The organism is Methylophaga thalassica MP (genome assembly GCF_000214595.1).
In the GTDB taxonomy this organism is placed as follows: domain Bacteria; phylum Pseudomonadota; class Gammaproteobacteria; order Nitrosococcales; family Methylophagaceae; genus Methylophaga; species Methylophaga thalassica.
The window spans coordinates 2,127,170-2,145,596 of record NZ_AFIG01000001.1; the positions used below are offsets into that span (position 1 = coordinate 2,127,170).

Below are 18,427 nucleotides of genomic sequence, written 5' to 3' on the forward strand. Positions count from 1 at the left end.
ATTTCTTACTTTGATCCATCATTTTGTTTTGAAACAATATTTTTTGACTATTCTAGCTGGAGCACCTACTACAATAGTATTTTTATCAACATCCTTAGTAACAACTGAACCTGCCCCTATGATGGCACCTTGACCTATTGTTACTCCAGGCATGATCGACACAGACTCTCCAATCCAGACTTTATCCTCTATAATTACCGGGGCAGAATACAATTCCCGGTCTATTGGATTCTCACTTGGTGATGATTCAGTATTTTCATTACTGTAGCAGCCATGGTTATGATCAGTAATGAAGACCTTACTTGCAATCAAAACATCATTACCAATCACCACTTGATCAACAGCACCAATGTGAACATAGTCATTAAGTTGCACTCGATTACCAATTACAATCTGATGTGATTTTGTTCCAAGCGCATCAATTCGGACCCCAACACCCGTTGTAAAATGTTTTCCCCACTTAACGGCAGAACGTCCGCGAATATAAAAAGGCAAGCGTATAAGGCGAGCAGGTTTATAAAAAATCTTGGTTATGAGTAATGCACTCGCTAACCTAATAGAGCCCAAAAAACCATAACGCTTGAATAAATGTTTCATGGACGTTGCCAAAATTGAGGTAGTCGTGATGCTGTTTTTATTAAATTGAAATAAAAAGGAATTTTCAGGTTATTTTTTTTACATGCCTTAAAAGACTCGATATTCCCTTTAATAATATTTCTTAACGAGTTATTACTCGCCCCACCTATTCGCATCTTTATCATTATATTGGGAAGGTAAACTGAGGTAAGACGGTAAATTTCTAGAAACCGCATAGTGAGCTCAAAGTCAGACTGAATTTTATATTCAGTATCGTAATACCCAAGTTCATCAAAATAGTGTTTTCTGACAAAAAAAGTAGGATGTGCAGGCATCCAGCCGCGTTGAAAAAGACCTGGGACAAAGCATCGTGACTTCCAGTATCTTATGATCCTATCCGTATTTTCTTTATCAACATAAACAAGATCACCATACACCGTATCAATTAAAGGGTCTGAAAAAGCAGCAGCAACATTTCTCAGCACGTTTTCATTTGCATAAAAATCATCGGCATTGAGAATACCAACAATATCACCAGAGGAGGCTTTTATTCCTTTATTCATTGCATCATAGATACCATCATCCGATTCAAAAATGTATTTCGAAACAGAGTCTGATGAAGAAATAATCTCACGTGTACCATCGTTAGAACCACCATCTACAATGATGTGTTCAATATTCTGATAGTCTTGAGAAGCGATAGAATCAATTGTGGACTTTATTGTTTCCGCAGCGTTGAAGCATACAGTGATGATAGATATTTTCATTTAGTATTCAAAGCTTTTATTTTTTCAGCATCACTGATAATTTCTGCATATTTCTGAGCAACTATAGGATAAGAAAAATGAGTCAGAATATGTTCTCTAGCATTGCTTCGCATTTTTTGTTGCTCACTATCACTCATTGAAATAGCGCATTGTAATTTATTCATCAGTGATTTTGGTTTAAATCGCTCAGCAACAAAGCCTGTTACATTATCTATGACAATATCTCTAAGGCCAGAAGTATCAAAACAGACAACAGGTACACCACATGAAGCAGCCTCAGCAGCTACTTGACCAAATGACTCAACTAGCGATGGAACGACAACACAGCTAGACGTTGAATAAACTAATGCTAATTCAGCCTGCTCATTGATCCTGCCTATCTCTACACATCTAAAACCACATAACATGGAAGATTGTTTTTTATTCCCACCAAAAACAATTAAAGTAATACGTTCTGATTCTTTTTCAGAGAGAGTTCTCTTCCATTCTTGCAACGCGCTTATAAGCTGTGAATTACCCTTAAGTGTATTATTTTTACCGTTGAATATCGCAAAAGTAATCACTATCGACTCTTCAGAAATGCCAATCAACTTTCTGTAGTGTAATTGATGTTCTTTGTGGAGAGGCTTAAAAATTGATGTATCAATTGGGTTAGGCAATAGTCTTATATTGGAATGTTTGAGGATTAAACTTTTAGAAGCTCTGTTGAGCACCCATTTGGATGGCACAGTAAAGATGATATCTTGTCTACTACTGAGCTTTTTATATTTAATTTTCCATATAATAAAGTTCCAGTTAATGCCAAGTATGTTTCTTTTATTCAATGAATATCCATTGATAAAATCCAATGAATCATCATCTACTTTATAGACATGCTCTGCACCACAGTAGAGCCACTCATCATGCAGGGTAATGATTGAACCTGACGGTATTTTATCGAAATCAAAGATACTCAAGGTATCGTTATTTATCCAATGAATGTGGTGAAGCGTATGCTGATTTTTCCTAAACTCATTTAATAACGGTTTATAAGAAAACAAATTCAATGAATGTTTGATAGGATTACGATCATTTTGTAGTTTGACTAAGAGAAATGCCATAACTCTTTTCAGGAAATGAAATGTAAGCCCTTGTTTAACAGATATTAATTCGACCTCCCTATTCAGCACTTTCTCAGCAAGCTCAACAAACCTTTTTGCAGCGATCGCGGCTCCACCTTGTTGAAATGAATACGAAATAAATTTCATTCTAGAGACTTCTCAATTTAGTCAAAATTAAGCATTGCTGAGGTATAAGCTGCGACTTGCTTATTATCTTTTTCATTAATAGAAAACTTCTCTACACCACTGAGTAGTTCTGAATATTTATCAACGTTAATTGATTGAATTATAGAAAGCAGTTGCTCTTTATCAAACGGATCAAAGATGAAACCATTCAAACCGTCCATAATTAATTCACTAGCTCCACAATTTCTTGATGCAATAACCGGTACGCCAAAATACAGTGCTTCTTCAATTACCAGCCCCCAAGGCTCACTTAAGCTAGGTAAAATTAAAAAATCATGACTCAGGAAACTATCTACAAGTGCCTTATTATCTACTTTACTCAGAAAATGAATATTAGTCTTTACAGACATATTCAAAGAATTGTATAGAGGACCATCGCCAATAATAGTAAGCTCATAATCCGGCAGGCAATTAAAAACATCTACCAATAAATCAATATTTTTGACTTCTGAGAGTCGTCCAATAAATAGAAACTTTTTTTCATATTGTTTTTTTTGTCTATCAAAGAGAGGTTTATTGATTATTCCAACGCCACCTGTAGTTATAATCTGGCCTTTGAATCTGAGATTATTTAAAAGATGAATGTGCTCTTTACCACTAGCTAAAACACTTCCAACGTGGTTTAGAAAAAAACGTTTTATCCATCCTTTAATACCGTTATGACAACTTTCAATAGCTGTAGATTCTAAAGCCAGAAAGTTTTGGGACTTTCGGTGAGAAAAAACCAAGTACCAAAATTCTGGTAAATCCCACCCAGGAATAAGTAACTTCTTATATTTAACTGTATCAAGTACACTTTTCATCGTAGAAATACTGACTTTTAGATTTCGATTCTGGAAACTCCCTTTATTTAAGAAGGAATGAGGAAATTTAAGACCTTTGGTCACATTAAAATCATTAGCTCTTTGCTCAATAGTGTTTTCAGCAATAAAAATTACATAAATATTCAGCTTTTTGGAGAGTTCGTTGTATAAATTGACTTTATAAAAAGCAGGGATATGAGTGACAATCAGATAGTCATACATATCTAAATAGTCTCCAGTTTCTGTAACGACTCTTAAATAAGATCACGCACTGAAGTATCAATAAAGAAATAAATAGTTTGATAAACCAGAACCCACTCATATATTTATCTACAATCAAGGTTGCGATATTGTTTGTGTATGGGTGAATTATAAATAAAAGCATTGTATCCCCCCCCCAAATTAATATCAGATGAGGGTTAATATCTAGCTTTCTAATAGCTGTGATTATCAAAAAAGAAAAACTAACTAACCAGATAATATTGAGTAAAGGATTCTGATAACTCTTAGATGCCATATCTAATGATGGTATTCCGAAGAATAAATATAAGCAGCCTAGCATGATACAACCAAGTATTAAGAAGTTATTATCTTCTTTAAATAGACACCAACCTATATAAACAAAAAGCGCAGCATTTAAACCTTCATCTATAGCAAAAGGCAGCTCTATATAAGTGCCAGTCAAAAATAGTAGAAAAAGAGTGAACCAACGAAACCAATTAAATTGGATATATCTTATTACTAAATAGACACTAAATCGTGCGAATAATAATGCTGGTAAAAACCACAGAACGAATGCATATGTGTCACTTAACGTATTTATATCCATCCAAAGCAATGTGCCCTGTAAAACATCATTCCAATTGAGCATATCCCTATTTAAAACAAGTCTCTTTATTGACTCAATAAAAATCGCCAATAGAGAAAAAATAAAATAAGGAATCATTAAACGATAAAATTCTTTTTTAAAGAAAAGAATTGGACTCAAATCAACCTTAAGAAAAAAGCCGGCAATTATGAAAAAGAAAGGCATATGCCATGAATAGATAAAGCTACTCAATGGCGATGAAATATGGCCAAGTATGACAACAACAATACCAATACACTTTAATGTCTCAACCCATTCGAGTCTATTTGTTGCCATACAGCGATACTTTTATACAGTACTTGGCCAAATTCAAATATTTGATAAAAACCAATGCGGGTAGGCAAGCGACTTTATTGGCTAATTTGATTTTATGATACTCAGCTAAGATTTCTTTTGTTTTACCATTCCCCAATCCATCTGCTCTCCAGTTTGCTATAACATCTGACACCAAAAGAACGTCTGGAAACGTTTCATAAGCTCTAAGTAAGTGTTCATAATCCATACAGTAAGTGTTATTAATATCAAATAAACCATACTGATTAAAAAAATCTCTGTGAACGAATAATCCTTGGTGAGGTAATGACATCTTGAATAAAAGAGACGTTTTAGAAAACTTCTTTGGTTGTTTTGAAATATAGAGAGTGTTGCCGTCCTCATCAATGCGACGTATTTTGGCACTCACTAACAATGGTCTTCTATTACCAATTGCATCAGCTACTTTTTCTAATGACGTTTCATCCACAAACCCATCGCCATCACCCTGGAAATTGATATAGTCGCCCGTTGCTAATTTGATCCCTTTATTGAACGCATCACTAATCCCTTTGTCTGGTTCACTAACCCAGCATTTAATCAAATGTTCATATTTTCTGATAACTTCTAGTGTTCCATCAGTAGAGCCACCATCGATGATGATAAACTCTATCCTTTTGTAGGTTTGATTAATAATACTTAAGATGGTTTTTTCAATAAAATCTATACCATTGTAGACAACAGTAATAACCGTAATTAATGGCATAGTATTGATATCTTTTACCATTTATCAGCACCATTTATTCATAATATCGATCACTTGATAAACATCATCTTCAGAATGAAAATATGAGATAGGTAAACTTAGCGTTGTTTGATGGATTTTGTCACTTATTGGATAGTTCCCATGCAGAACATTCTTCATCGCTTTTTGTTTAATAGGAGGAACAGGATAATGAACTTCAGTTTTGATGTTGTTCTTCAATAGATATTCTTTTAACTCATCACGCCGATCAGTTCTAACATTAAAAATGTGATAAACATCGAAATAATCTTCATCAACAACAGGTTTGATGAACTTGTCATTTAGGTGTTCCAAATAAAGTTTTGCTAAAGAACGTTTATGATTGTTGATATCGTCCAAGACATTTAATTTTATAGACAGAAATGCTGCTTGAATTTCATCTAGCCTGGAGTTATAGCCAATAATATCGTTGTAGTACTTTTTCTGACTACCATAATTTCTCAGGGCTTGAATACGTTCTTGATAGTCTTTGTCGGAACATGTGATAGCACCGGCATCACCTAATGCACCAAGATTTTTAGTCGGATAAAAACTAAAGCAACCAACCCCAAAACTTCCCACTTTTTGGGCTTTATAAGTTGCCCCATGCGCCTGCGCACAGTCTTCAATGATTTTTAAATCATATTTTGTTGATAAAGCAGATATTGAATCCATATCACAGGCTTTACCATATAAATGCACGACAAGTATTGCTCTGGTTTTATCAGTAATATTCTCTTCTATTTTAGCCGGGTCGATATTATAGGTATTAATATCTGGTTCAACTAAAACAGGTTTAAACCCATTACGAACAATAGAAAGAATCGTCGCAATATATGTATTTGAAGGAACAATAATCTCACTGCCTTCAGGGAAGTCAAAGGCATCAATAGCAAGAATAAGTGCGTCTAAACCTGATGCCAGGCCAACACAGTATTCAGAACGACAATAGTCGGCAAATGCATCTTCGAATAAAGAGACATTTTCACCTAATATGTACCAGCCACTATCGAGAAAATTCTGAAAACTTTCTTTGTAATCTCCAAATAATTTCTCATTCACCTTTCTTAGATTTTCATATTCGATCATTAATATGGCTCATCAATATAGTCATTCACATCGTAATACTCTGAGGCGAATACTAATAATGTGGAACCTGGCGTAAAGTTATCCATCGTGTGCCAATCCTCAGGTTCAACAACCAAACACTTATCAGATTCATCTAAAATGAACGTTTGTTCTTCAATGCCATTATTAATATATATTTCACAACTTCCGCCAAGTGAAACTAAAGCCTGGACCGTCTTGTGATGTCGATGTCCACCTCTTTTCCCTCTGACATCATAAACATAATAAAACCGTTTAATTTCGAAAGGAAGCACCTTTTCTATGATTGTCAGTTTGCCTCTTTCATCACCAAACGTTGGTAAATCAATCAAATATGCCATTCTATTCCTTTGTTATAAAATCGGTATCATAGACGTTATATATTCTCTTCATTTTTCTTTTTAGAACTCTAATCGGATCTTTCCAATGAAAAGGTTTCTTTCCTGAAATACCACTATAGCAACTAGAGCTATCAAGAGACTGAATCATCTGGCTCATTTGCTGTAAGTGAATCACATAGGGTTTATAGAGAAGATATATATTTTTTTTATTTAAAAAATAAAGACCTAATTCGACTTTGTCTTTAGTAATAAATTTGAAGTTATGGAAATGGTAAAAAATTAATTCAAATCGAGAGCTAGATAAGTCGTATTGCTGAACATTCCAAGGAGCTACTCCCCCACCTAAATGCTGGAGTACATGCACCCCCTCAAACCGGTCAGTCCAATCATCTAGATATTTTTGATCGCCAAACTTACCATCTTCAAAATGAGCGAAACACCAATCAATACATGCCTCACGCCACCAATTCAATGCTTTCATACCATCATAAGTATTTTTGAAAGTCATAAACTGTACACAATATATGCCACTGGTACTGCTTTGATCATACGCAGGAGTATAACGATGTTCTGTGAGCAAAATAGACTTATCGCCCATTTCTTCAATTAAGATTGCTGGGTCGCCAAAAAAATACAAATCGGCATCGAGGTAGGTGCATTCATCCAGCTTAAATGTTTCAATACAATATTTAATTGTCGAAGGTGTGCATGTCCAGCAATATTCTCCTGCTCCACGTGTATGCTTAATAGCTAAAAGCTTCTCATCTTCGAACTGTTCGAGAGAGATGACAGTGACAAATTCGAGATTAAGTTTTGTTAGCAGCTTATAAGCTTTATTATCGAATGCAAAAATATATAGATGAAATGCTGTTGTTTGTAGCTTTAAGGATTCATACATCGCTAAGCCACGAGTTAAGTAATTACTATCGAAAAGAGTGCAGTAGTTATACATTTTGGGTTTTCTTTGCTAAGACAACATTGTCTAGGTATAAATCGTTATTTTTAGGCAATATTTTACCTAGGATAAGTCCTATGAGATTGACTGGAGCAATCAAGAAGATATTAAGGAATAAGTTTATCCACAAATTGGACGTATTTGTTACTTTATATAAATAAGCACTTAAAAGTTGGAAAATAACCTCAATACCATTATTTGTCTTTTGAGCTTCGATAATCTCAAAACCATTCTTTTTAAGAATATGCTTCAAACCAAAAGAAGAATATCTAGCATAATCATACGGTTGTTCATGCTCATCCCAAACAAAAGGAACCGTCAATAGCAATAGTCCATTAATTTTTGTGACGCGATTTATTTCCTTTAGAAACTCATCAGGATTAAAGACGTGCTCAAAAACTTGATTAGTCAAGATACTATCAAAATAGTTATTTCCGAAGGGAATAGTTTTACCATCATAGAATGAATCAGCAAACTGATGATTCCTGTTTCCTTCATCATCAATTTCTAAGCCAATATACTGCTCAACTTCACAGAGCGACCGATATGGTTTTGTACCACAGCCAATATCTAATAATTTGCCATCCAGGTGAACGACCTTATTCGCTACACTATTAAAGAGACCTTTTCTTGCAAAATAAAACGGATTAATAAATAAACCGATTAAACCAGGGTTGAACTGTTCCTTAATATATAAAGCCTTAAGTTGATTAATCACGTTTGAAGATCATTCCTTTAAACATACAATCACGACTATTACCTTCTAAACTAGTGAAAGACTCTATCAATTTATATCCATTTTTAAGATAGTGTTCGACAAATGAAGTCTCACTAAAAAACCAACATGGGTAGCTAGCACTGTAAATTACCGGAGAGACAACTTGAAGCTTTAACTGATCTTTATCATCATGAGAAAATGGGGTTCTGTCTACGACAATATATTCAAACCTTCTTTTCAATAATTGCTCCATTAATTCATATGGCTTTTCAATATATTGCATGACGCTAGATAGCAATAATACATTGGGTTGCTGTTCATCAAGACAACTGTCCAGATCAGTATAAAACCTAAGGCAGCCATCGGAAAAGTATTGCTGACCAGTGTTTACAAAATTCGGTTGCTCAATAATATTCCATGAAACTACATCAAACAGGTCAAGGAATTTTTTATTTTGATAATAAGTACTACCTAACCCACCACCGAAATCAAGTACTCGAATAGAGCCTGAATTCACCGAAGAAAGTAATATTCCGCTTAATAGTGGCCATGAGTAACATACTTCATCAAAAACTACACTATCTCGCTCATATGCAGCTTCACCATTTTTAACTTTCAGAGCTGACTCTTTAACTTTGTTCAAAATGTCATCTTGATCGTATCCTGTCGAATGAAGACATGCGTCTTCCCAAGAAGAATAATTTCCTTTCCAACCATATTTTCGACCTGTGAACTTATTTAGGAAAGTAAAAAAAATCGGTGGTATCAGTGACTTTAACAAGCTTTTCAATTCAGTACTCGTTTGAGTTTTTTTAATAGTCTTCTAAGAAGGTTAAGTGATGTTGATTTAAAAAAACACTGCATTTTTTGTTTCGCGATTGTGTTTTCATGTAGTTTTATTCTGGTTAGTTTTTTGTAATGATGCCCAATCTCCTGAGAGAAAAAGTCACTATGTGAACAGTGCGTACCACTGCCATCATTACCAATGTTTTGAACGTATGATTTTCCTGGATATAGAGTTAACATATTTTCTAGAAAAGTTGACATGTACCATCTTATAGCCCAAGAATTATTTTTGCCCTCAATTTGGTCTTCAAGCATTTTCGTATATTGATAACTACCATTGAAATCAGCCTCGTTTTGCAGTCCACTAGACGTTAACTTTTCCAACAAAACTTTTCCATCTGGCTCAAAAATATTCCAGGCTCGTTTCCATGTAGCCCAGCCCCAGCAATCAGCACCTTTAATAAAAAAAGTCTCTGGAAGTTTATCGATTGGATAGATATATCCATGTATGGAAGCTACATTCTCATCATTTTCATACAATGACAACCCATCATTCATGTAGTTAAGAAAATGTGGACTGGTTACAAGATCATCCTCTAGAACGATTACCTTTCCAAACTCATTAGTAATTCTCGTAACACCATCAATTATTGAACTCGCCAAGCCATAGTTAGTTCGACGCTCTATGATCGATACGTTTTTAAATCCTTTGATTGATTTTATATATTCTCTTACAGCCTTGACTAGAGGTATTGCGCCATCATTTTTTGGAGCATCACTGTATATAAAAAGCTCACTATCTGTAGCAAGACTATTTTTTTGAAGTGCTTCAATTGTTTGCTGAGTATGCCACGGACGGTTATACACAAATAGAACTATCGGTGCTAAGGTCACTTCCTAGCCTCTTTGTAAAACAAAGTATTAAATGTTTTTGCAAACAAAACATAATTGATAGACTTCATATATTCATGTATCTCAAAATCTAAGCTTTCGATATTGCTTAAATTGAGTTGTTCAGTTAATACCCAGCTTGGGCGATATTTTTCCCAATCATTCGACTTAAGCACATCTAAATCAAAACCTTCGACATCTATCGATAAAAAATCTATTCGCTGCCCATTAAGGTATTTATCAAATATATCTGATAAAGGCTCAACCTCAACACTTATTGTTTTAATATGTTTGTATCGTGTTTGTGATAATCTGTCATTCAAAACATTAACATCAAATGTATTTAAGGCTGGCTCATCAAACATATAATAATCCAGTTTTTTTGATTGACATGAAATACCAATATTTAAGTTGATATCTCTTCTTCTTAAACTATTAAATAAATTAAACAAATCTGGGTTCGGCTCAATATTGATACCACTCCACCCGAATTCTCTATATAAAGAATAAGTATTTGAAAACCTTTTAGGGTGATGTGCACCTACATCCACATAAACCCCCTTTTTTTTGCCATCAAAAATACGACGCAAGATCATATCTTCTCCTTCTTGTGAGAAGGAAAGAGTTGAATAGTACCCGTACCATATTTTGGAAAAAAAGTTAATCAGACAATCAAGGGTGAACTTCTTCAGAATCTTAATCTGCATGCTGTATACTTGCTGACATAGAGAAAACAGGCTGGACATTGGCTACTGGTTGGAAATTAAAGTCTCGTGATAAAAAGATAGAAGTCGTCCATGTATAGTTATTTATTGGACCGAACCCATGAAAATCTATTTCTATAAAGTTCATTTCGTCCCTCAAATATTTTGCTGTATTCTTATACCAATCGGAGTTATCTAAAATTACCATCACCCCTTGATTTGTTTCTTTATTTAAAAAAGAACTAATCTTTTTTGCACATGCTTCACGTTCAATCCCATCAATAATGACTACATCATAACTTCCTGACGGTATGTCTGTGTATGTTTCTTTATTTCTGTATATTATTTTTTGGTTGCCCATAATTTTTTTCTTTGTCTTCAGATACCATTCTTCATCATGTTCAATAGATGTAACTTGTCTCGCTCTTGAAGCCCAAAAAGACGAGGAGTTACCGCTACCAAACTCTAATATTTCTTTACCTGAAAAGTCTAAATTTCTAAGATACTCAATTGACGGATATGTGTACCATGGGATTTTTTCATCAGTGGAATCCACACAATCCCAATTTTTGATTGTTTTGAACTGGCCGTATTCAGAAGCAAGTATCCGAAAGTTGGTTAGCTGCTTCTTAAGAGCATCAGGCAAAATCCATTTAAACAATTTTATTATCATAAATTAACCTTAAAAAAGAATGCTTTTAACTTCATGTAAAACGTCACACGAGTTTTTTTTGTAAAAAAGTCGAAGAAAAAACCAGCCACGGCATAACTGATCAGAGTTGCAAAGGCTGCTCCCCCTATTCCATATACGGGAACCAGTGAGAAATTAAGTATAATGTTGATTAACATCCCATAAAATGTTCTTAAGAAAGCTAAGCTTTGTAAATTTTCAGAAAGATACCAACTACCACTGACCACACCTAAATAAACAAAAACACTCGCCCAAATGTGTATTTTTAGTACATCCGTCGCAGCCATGTACTCTTCTCCAAACAAAATGGTTATCAACCAGTCACTTGTATAAGTCATAAAGGCCGAGATTATAACGGCACTCCAGACAATAAATGTGTATAACCTCTGTAGTCGTGTGTAGTATAAATCTAGACTAACTTTCTTCGCATTGAGAACTGCAGGAAATAGAGAATTTGCAATAATCATTGGAATAAAATAAAAAGCTTCACTCAGTCGAACTGCCGCCGCATAGACTCCAACAGCCTCGTCACCCATTATGTTTTTAATCATTACCTGATCTATTTTCATATAAATAGAAGCAACTAAACCAGAGAAAGCTAATGGTAGAGAACTTTTTATAAGACTTTTCGCCATTACTCTATCAAAATACCACTCTCTTGGATTTAACTCACTGACATAGCGGTAGCTCACCAATAAACCCAAACAAAGAACCGCGGTATCGAAGACAATTACCCATACAAATGAAATCAATGGAGCGTTATTCAAAATAAGCACAACTTTAGTCAAGCTTGATACCCCTAAGCTTATAGAGTTTGCAATTGCTACATATTTTGACTGAACTTTTGATTGATAGTAATAATCAATTACATTAAAACTTTGGAATATTAGTGAGCCCGCTATTATGAAAATTATGATTTTTGTATATAAATCATGTTCAATAAAAATGAGTACGCCAGCCAAGATAGGGAAAATTAAAATTGCACCGATTAGTTTTAAGCCAAATGCAGTTCCTAATAAAATGTTCCTCTTAGTATCATCATTTACCAATTCACGTACAACAACTCCATCCAAGCCTAAAGTTGAAATAACACTGAACAAAAAAACAAAACTTTGTGCGTAGTTGTACAAACCGAATTGTGCAGGACCTAAATATCTCGCAACCCAAATCCCAACAAACAAACCTATCACAACTCTTAATAGCCTTTCAGCCATTAACCATGTCGTGTTTTCTAAATAACGCCTAAGTCCTCGGTGGTTAGTAAACACTTTCAGCTTATCTATCACTTGAATATGTCACTACGTTCTTGAGTTATTTAAATTTTCTGTAAACCAGCTGTATGTACGAACAAGTCCATCAACTAACGAAATACCTGCTTTCCAACCAAGAGAGTTAATGGTTGTGACATCCATCAGTTTTCGCATAGTTCCATCAGGTTTTGTAACATCAAAGACAATCTCGCCTTGATACCCTATGACTTCCGCAACCGTCTCAACCAACTCCCGAATAGTACAGTCAACTCCTGTTCCGACATTTATATGTGAAAGCATTGGATGAGTGTGCCGTTGATACTTACTGATATCCAAATTCATAACAAATACTGATGCTTCAGCCATATCATCAACATGTAAAAATTCACGCATTGGTTTACCACTGCCCCAGGCAATAACTTGCTTGTCACCGTTGACTTTTGCTTCATGAAAACGACGGATTAATGCGGGGATAACATGTGAATTTTCTGGATGGAAATTATCATTCTCTCCATAAAGATTGGTCGGCATCACACTACGGTAGTCTCGCCCATATTGTCGGTTATAGCTTTCACATAGTTTAATACCGGCAATTTTTGCAATAGCATATGGTTCGTTAGTGCTCTCAAGAATTCCAGTCAGTAGAGCTTCTTCCTTCATCGGCTGTTCCGCATTTTTGGGATAAATGCATGATGAGCCTAAAAACAGTAACTTTTGAATATCATTCTGATGAGCAGCATGGATAATGTTGGCTTCAATCATCAGATTTTGATAGATAAACTCGGCAGGGTATTCATTATTGGCATGAATCCCCCCCACTTTTGCAGCAGCGAGATAGACTTGGTCAATCTGATGAGATTGAAAAAAATGATTAACTGCTTGCTGATTGGTTAAATCTAAATCACGACGTTCTGCAGTGATAATGCGATTGTTTTTGTCTTTTTCTAACTGACGAATGATCGCCGATCCCACCATACCATTGTGACCGGCAACAAAAATATTCAAGCTCATAACTATTCAACACTCACGGGAATTTCATGACCATGCAGCTTTAATAAGGCATGTCGTTTGGCTATGTTGATATCTTCAGCTACCATTTCAGCACACATTTCTTGCACGGTAATTTCAGGTTCCCAACCCAGTTCTTTTTTAGCCTTTGCAGGGTCACCTAGTAAAGTTTCCACCTCTGCAGGTCGGAAATAACGTTCATCGATCTCAACAATGACGTCTCCAATACTAAGTGCGGGTGCTTTATCACCTTCTATTGAGACAACAATACCTTTTTCTGAAACACCTTCACCTTCAAACTTTAGAGTGATACCCAATTCTTTGGCTGCCCACTGTATGAATTGACGGACAGAATATTGCACACCGGTCGCTATCACAAAATCCTCTGGCTGCTCTTGTTGTAACATCATCCATTGCATCCGCACATAATCTTTTGCATGCCCCCAGTCACGTAATGCATCCATATTGCCCATGTATAATTTCTTTTCCAGTCCTTGAGCAATATTAGCTAAACCACGTGTTATTTTACGGGTAACGAAAGTTTCACCACGCCTTGGTGACTCATGATTAAATAAAATACCATTGCAGGCATACATGCCATAAGACTCACGGTAGTTGACCGTAATCCAGTAAGCATACAGTTTAGCAACAGCATAAGGGGACCGAGGATAGAAAGGTGTTGTTTCTTTCTGAGGTATTTCTTGGACTAAACCATAGAGTTCGGATGTAGAAGCTTGATAAAAACGGGTTTTCTTCTCTAGACCTAACAATCGTATAGCTTCTAACAATCTAAGCGTCCCCATAGCATCAACATCAGCCGTATATTCAGGTGACTCGAATGACACAGCGACATGAGATTGAGCGCCTAGGTTATATACCTCATCAGGTTTGACTTGTTGCAGGATACGCGTCAAATTAGAAGAATCTGTTAAATCACCGTAATGCAATATAAAGTTTTTATTATCGACATGAGGGTCTTGATAGATATGATCGACACGTTGAGTATTAAAGCTTGATGCACGACGTTTTATTCCGTGAACGATATAGCCTTTTTCAAGTAAAAATTCGGCCAAATATGATCCATCTTGCCCTGTTATGCCAGTGATTAATGCGACTTTACTCATTAACTATCCTGATTGTTCTTCTAAAGATTTATTAAAAATGACGAGTAAGTATAAACATAATCATTCAATCATTCAGAATCCGGCACTATTAATGCGTCTGAACAATTAAGGTTTTTTCGTATATATTATAGAAAATAGATAGTTATGAGCTATTTGTGTTTAGAGTAAAACAAACCAGATTATCATGAGTGTTGAGTTTAATCTGCTTTTGCGAAACTATTATAGTTATCTCATACAAGAATAGATTACGACTTCTGCAGACAGCTGATAAAGACTAAGACTAACTACTTCGATGAGTGCAAAAAATACCAATATTCCCAAACAGACTAGATAATTTTTAAGGTGGCACGGACACCAGAAATAAAATTTCCCCGCCATCCTTGGCAGTGTACTCTCATACTTCTTCTTGGCGTCCATGCCAGTTAGTATTTTATAGTTTGTAAAACGTTAGCTCAGTGATCGATTTCTCATTCTAAGCATCACCGCCAAATAAATCTCGGGTGTAGATTTTATCTTTCACATCAATAATATCTTCAGTGACGCGGTTAGCTAATATCACATCCGCCTGCGTTTTAAATTGTTGAAGGTCATTAACAACTTTTGATCTGAAAAAAATCGGCATCCTGAAGTACAGGCTCATAGACGATAACTTCTATACCCTTGGCTTTTATCCGTTTCATCACGCCTTGAATAGCCGAGGCTCTAAAATTATCAGAACCTGATTTCATGACTAAGCGATAAATACCGACAACTTTGGGGTTTCTGTTGATAATCGAATTGGCAATAAAGTCTTTTCTAGTGGTATTGGCATCAACAATCGCTTTGATGATGTTATTTGGTACATCTTCATAGTTTGCCAATAACTGTTTGGTATCTTTAGGCAAACAGTAACCGCCATAGCCAAATGAAGGGTTGTTATAGTGACTACCAATGCGTGGATCTAAACCGACACCTTCAATAATCTGACGAGAATCCAGACCATGTGCTTCTGCATAGCTGTCCAACTCATTAAAGTATGCAACCCGCATAGCAAGGTAAGTATTGGAGAATAATTTAATAGCTTCGGCTTCTGTGCTGTCAGTCACCAAAACGGAGACATCCGGTTTGAGTGAGCCTTCAACCAGTAATTTAGCAAAGGTTTCAGCCCGCTCACTTTTTTCACCCACCACGATACGTGACGGATATAAATTATCGTAAAGCGCCTTACCTTCTCTTAAAAACTCTGGCGAGAAGAAAATATTATCAACACCCAAGCGTTGTTTAATTTCTGCGGTATAGCCTACTGGCACAGTAGACTTAATAATCATCACAGCATCAGGATTGATACTTTTTACATCCTGAATAACCGCTTCTACCGACTTTGTATTGAAATAGTTGGTATCCGGATCGTAATCGGTTGGTGTAGCAATGACTACATAATCAGCATTTTGGTAGGCATCGGCTTTATCCAGCGTGGCCCGAAAATCCAATGTTTTATTTTGTAAAAAATCTTCAATTTCAGCATCAACTATCGGAGATTTTTTATTATTGAGAAGATTTACCTTCTCCTCAATAATATCTAAGGCCACGACTTGATGCTTTTGAGCTAATAAAACGGCCAATGAAAGGCCAACATACCCTGTCCCTGCGATTGCTATTTTCATATTTTCACTCAACTGTCACTGATTTGGCTAAATTTCTCGGTTGATCCACATCTGTACCTTTTATCAAGGCAACGTGGTAACACAATAACTGTAATAAGATGTTGTAAGTAATAGGTGCAGTAATTCGACCGACATTGGTCGTGGCTTTAACTACTTTGAAACTGGTTTCTGAGCTGATATCACTGCGTTCATCTTCGAACACAATCATCTGTCCACCGCGAGCTTTGACTTCTTGTAAATTGGATTTTAACTTTTCCAATAAATCATCAAGTGGCGCAATCGCTATAACCGGCATTGTTTCATCAATTAACGCTAGAGGACCATGCTTCAACTCTCCGGCGGGATAAGCCTCAGCATGAATATAACTGATTTCTTTTAATTTTAAAGCCCCTTCCAGAGCAATCGGGAACATGGTGCCTCGACCTAAAAATAAAGCATGTTGTTTATCCGCAAATAACTGGGAGATTTCACGAATCTCCTCTTCATGCTCCAGTGCCATGCGAATCAAGTTAGGTAGTTTCTGCAAACCACCCGCTATCATTGCTTCCCGCTCTTTGTTTAAGCGTTTTTGCACTTTGCCAATACTCGTTAATAATAAGGCTAGTACAACGAGTTGTGTGGTGAATGATTTGGTTGATGCCACTCCTATTTCAGGCCCGGCATGAGTGAGATAAGTCATATCCGCATCGCGGGTCAGACTGCTCTCAGCCACATTACAGATACTTAAGGTAGTAATACCATTTAAATCATGGACTTTCCTGTGATGATTAATTTGATGCAATGCCGCTAGGGTATCAGCGGTTTCACCTGATTGGCTTATCATCACAAATAATGTGTTATCAAGAATCACTGGATTGCGATAACGGAACTCACTGGCGACTTCAACCTGGCAAGGCAAACCGATAATGTCTTCCATCCAGTATTTGGTCACCATACCGGCGTGATAACTGGTACCGCAGGCAATAATATGAATTCGCTCTACTGTCTTGAATATTTGCTCGGCCTTGGGACCAAAACTGGAGACCAAAACCTGATCTTGGGTAATACGACCTTCCAGAGTATCAATAACCGCTTGCGGCTGTTCAAAGATCTCTTTGTGCATATAGTGACGATGTTCGCCCAGCTCAACCGAAGTAATGTTAAGGCTTGACTGTTTGATCGGGCGTTCAACTAATTCACCTGTTTCAGCACTATAAATCTCGACTTTGTCTCGCGTTAATTTGGCAACATCACCATCTTCTAGAAAGATAAAATTCTGTGTAACAGGAAGCAATGCTGAGACGTCAGACGCAATAAAGTGTTCACCTATACCAATACCGATAACCAATGGGCTTCCCTTTCTGGCAGCCACTAACATATCAGGATGAGACTTATCCATTACGCCTAGAGCGTACGCCCCATCAAAGGCTTTCAGAGAACGTAAAACCGCCTGTAAAAGATCATTATCCTGTTGCAGTTCAGAATGAATTTCATGGGCGACCACTTCTGTATCCGTTTCAGAAGTAAAGCGATAGCCTTGTGTGAGCTGCTTTTGCTTTAAAGATTGGTAGTTTTCAATAATGCCATTATGCACAACGGCTACCTGGTTATTACAAATATGAGGATGTGCATTATTTTCAGAAGGAATGCCATGAGTCGCCCAGCGCGTATGAGCAATACCAATACGGCCTGTAAAAGGCTCAGTTAGATGATCCACCTTATCCTGTAATTGCTGTATCTTACCCAGAGAACGAACACGATGAAGTTCATTGGTATCATCAAGTAATGCCATCCCAGAGGAATCATAACCGCGATATTCCAGTCTTCGTAACCCTTCCATCAAGATAGGATTAACATTCCTTTCAGCAATTCCGCCTACAATTCCACACACTTA

18 protein-coding genes and 1 pseudogene are annotated in these 18,427 nt (G+C 36.2%); all 19 read right to left on the reverse strand.

Annotated elements, in window-relative coordinates; all coding sequences use genetic code 11:
* Positions 1 to 18: 18 nt before the first annotated feature.
* On the reverse strand, positions 19 to 597 hold the full coding sequence (locus MAMP_RS10030; protein WP_007145924.1) for a DapH/DapD/GlmU-related protein: 579 nt from the start codon (positions 595 to 597) through the stop codon (positions 19 to 21).
* The gene (locus MAMP_RS10035) at positions 594 to 1,343 is read right to left on the reverse strand and encodes a glycosyltransferase family 2 protein (RefSeq protein WP_007145925.1); all 750 of its coding nucleotides are present in this window, start codon (positions 1,341 to 1,343) and stop codon (positions 594 to 596) included. Before MAMP_RS10035 ends, MAMP_RS10030 begins: the two co-directional genes overlap by 4 nt.
* Positions 1,340 to 2,590, reverse strand: coding sequence for a glycosyltransferase (locus MAMP_RS10040; RefSeq protein WP_007145926.1), 1,251 nt, complete (start codon positions 2,588 to 2,590; stop codon positions 1,340 to 1,342). The genes MAMP_RS10035 and MAMP_RS10040 overlap by 4 nt, the downstream gene beginning before the upstream one ends.
* Positions 2,591 to 2,607: 17 nt before the next feature.
* A complete protein-coding gene (locus MAMP_RS10045; protein WP_007145927.1) occupies positions 2,608 to 3,654 on the reverse strand; it encodes a glycosyltransferase in 1,047 nt (348 codons plus the stop codon).
* Positions 3,647 to 4,576 (reverse strand): acyltransferase family protein, encoded by a 930-nt coding sequence (locus MAMP_RS10050; RefSeq protein WP_007145928.1) that lies wholly within the window; start codon positions 4,574 to 4,576, stop codon positions 3,647 to 3,649. Before MAMP_RS10050 ends, MAMP_RS10045 begins: the two co-directional genes overlap by 8 nt.
* On the reverse strand, positions 4,563 to 5,339 hold the full coding sequence (locus MAMP_RS10055) for a glycosyltransferase family 2 protein (RefSeq protein WP_007145929.1): 777 nt from the start codon (positions 5,337 to 5,339) through the stop codon (positions 4,563 to 4,565). The genes MAMP_RS10050 and MAMP_RS10055 overlap by 14 nt, the downstream gene beginning before the upstream one ends.
* A gap of 3 nt (positions 5,340 to 5,342) precedes the next feature.
* Positions 5,343 to 6,425, reverse strand: a complete 1,083-nt coding sequence (locus MAMP_RS10060; protein WP_007145930.1) for a DegT/DnrJ/EryC1/StrS family aminotransferase — start codon at positions 6,423 to 6,425, stop codon at positions 5,343 to 5,345.
* Entirely contained in the window at positions 6,425 to 6,784 is a 360-nt protein-coding gene (locus MAMP_RS10065; protein ID WP_007145931.1) for a sugar 3,4-ketoisomerase, read from the reverse strand. Before MAMP_RS10065 ends, MAMP_RS10060 begins: the two co-directional genes overlap by 1 nt.
* Before the next feature lies 1 nt (position 6,785).
* Positions 6,786 to 7,736, reverse strand: coding sequence for a hypothetical protein (locus MAMP_RS10070; RefSeq protein ID WP_007145932.1), 951 nt, complete (start codon positions 7,734 to 7,736; stop codon positions 6,786 to 6,788).
* Positions 7,729 to 8,457, reverse strand: a complete 729-nt coding sequence (locus MAMP_RS10075; RefSeq protein ID WP_007145933.1) for a class I SAM-dependent methyltransferase — start codon at positions 8,455 to 8,457, stop codon at positions 7,729 to 7,731. Before MAMP_RS10075 ends, MAMP_RS10070 begins: the two co-directional genes overlap by 8 nt.
* Positions 8,450 to 9,247: a TIGR04325 family methyltransferase gene (locus MAMP_RS10080; protein ID WP_007145934.1), complete on the reverse strand. Its 798-nt coding sequence runs from the start codon at positions 9,245 to 9,247 to the stop codon at positions 8,450 to 8,452. Before MAMP_RS10080 ends, MAMP_RS10075 begins: the two co-directional genes overlap by 8 nt.
* Positions 9,244 to 10,137: a glycosyltransferase gene (locus MAMP_RS10085; protein WP_040576275.1), complete on the reverse strand. Its 894-nt coding sequence runs from the start codon at positions 10,135 to 10,137 to the stop codon at positions 9,244 to 9,246. Before MAMP_RS10085 ends, MAMP_RS10080 begins: the two co-directional genes overlap by 4 nt.
* A complete protein-coding gene (locus MAMP_RS10090; protein WP_007145936.1) occupies positions 10,134 to 10,730 on the reverse strand; it encodes an FkbM family methyltransferase in 597 nt (198 codons plus the stop codon). The genes MAMP_RS10085 and MAMP_RS10090 overlap by 4 nt, the downstream gene beginning before the upstream one ends.
* A gap of 100 nt (positions 10,731 to 10,830) precedes the next feature.
* Positions 10,831 to 11,511 (reverse strand): O-methyltransferase, encoded by a 681-nt coding sequence (locus tag MAMP_RS10095; RefSeq protein ID WP_007145937.1) that lies wholly within the window; start codon positions 11,509 to 11,511, stop codon positions 10,831 to 10,833.
* On the reverse strand, positions 11,508 to 12,815 hold the full coding sequence (locus MAMP_RS10100) for a flippase (RefSeq protein ID WP_319946199.1): 1,308 nt from the start codon (positions 12,813 to 12,815) through the stop codon (positions 11,508 to 11,510). The genes MAMP_RS10095 and MAMP_RS10100 overlap by 4 nt, the downstream gene beginning before the upstream one ends.
* A gap of 12 nt (positions 12,816 to 12,827) precedes the next feature.
* Positions 12,828 to 13,790 (reverse strand): GDP-L-fucose synthase, encoded by a 963-nt coding sequence (gene fcl / locus MAMP_RS10105; protein WP_007145939.1) that lies wholly within the window; start codon positions 13,788 to 13,790, stop codon positions 12,828 to 12,830.
* A gap of 2 nt (positions 13,791 to 13,792) precedes the next feature.
* Positions 13,793 to 14,911 (reverse strand): GDP-mannose 4,6-dehydratase, encoded by a 1,119-nt coding sequence (gene gmd / locus MAMP_RS10110; protein ID WP_007145940.1) that lies wholly within the window; start codon positions 14,909 to 14,911, stop codon positions 13,793 to 13,795.
* 472 nt (positions 14,912 to 15,383) lie between these two features.
* Positions 15,384 to 16,554, reverse strand: a pseudogene (locus MAMP_RS10115) (nucleotide sugar dehydrogenase).
* Between the two features lie 4 nt (positions 16,555 to 16,558).
* Entirely contained in the window at positions 16,559 to 18,424 is a 1,866-nt protein-coding gene (gene glmS, locus MAMP_RS10120) for a glutamine--fructose-6-phosphate transaminase (isomerizing) (protein WP_007145943.1), read from the reverse strand.
* Positions 18,425 to 18,427: the final 3 nt, after the last annotated feature.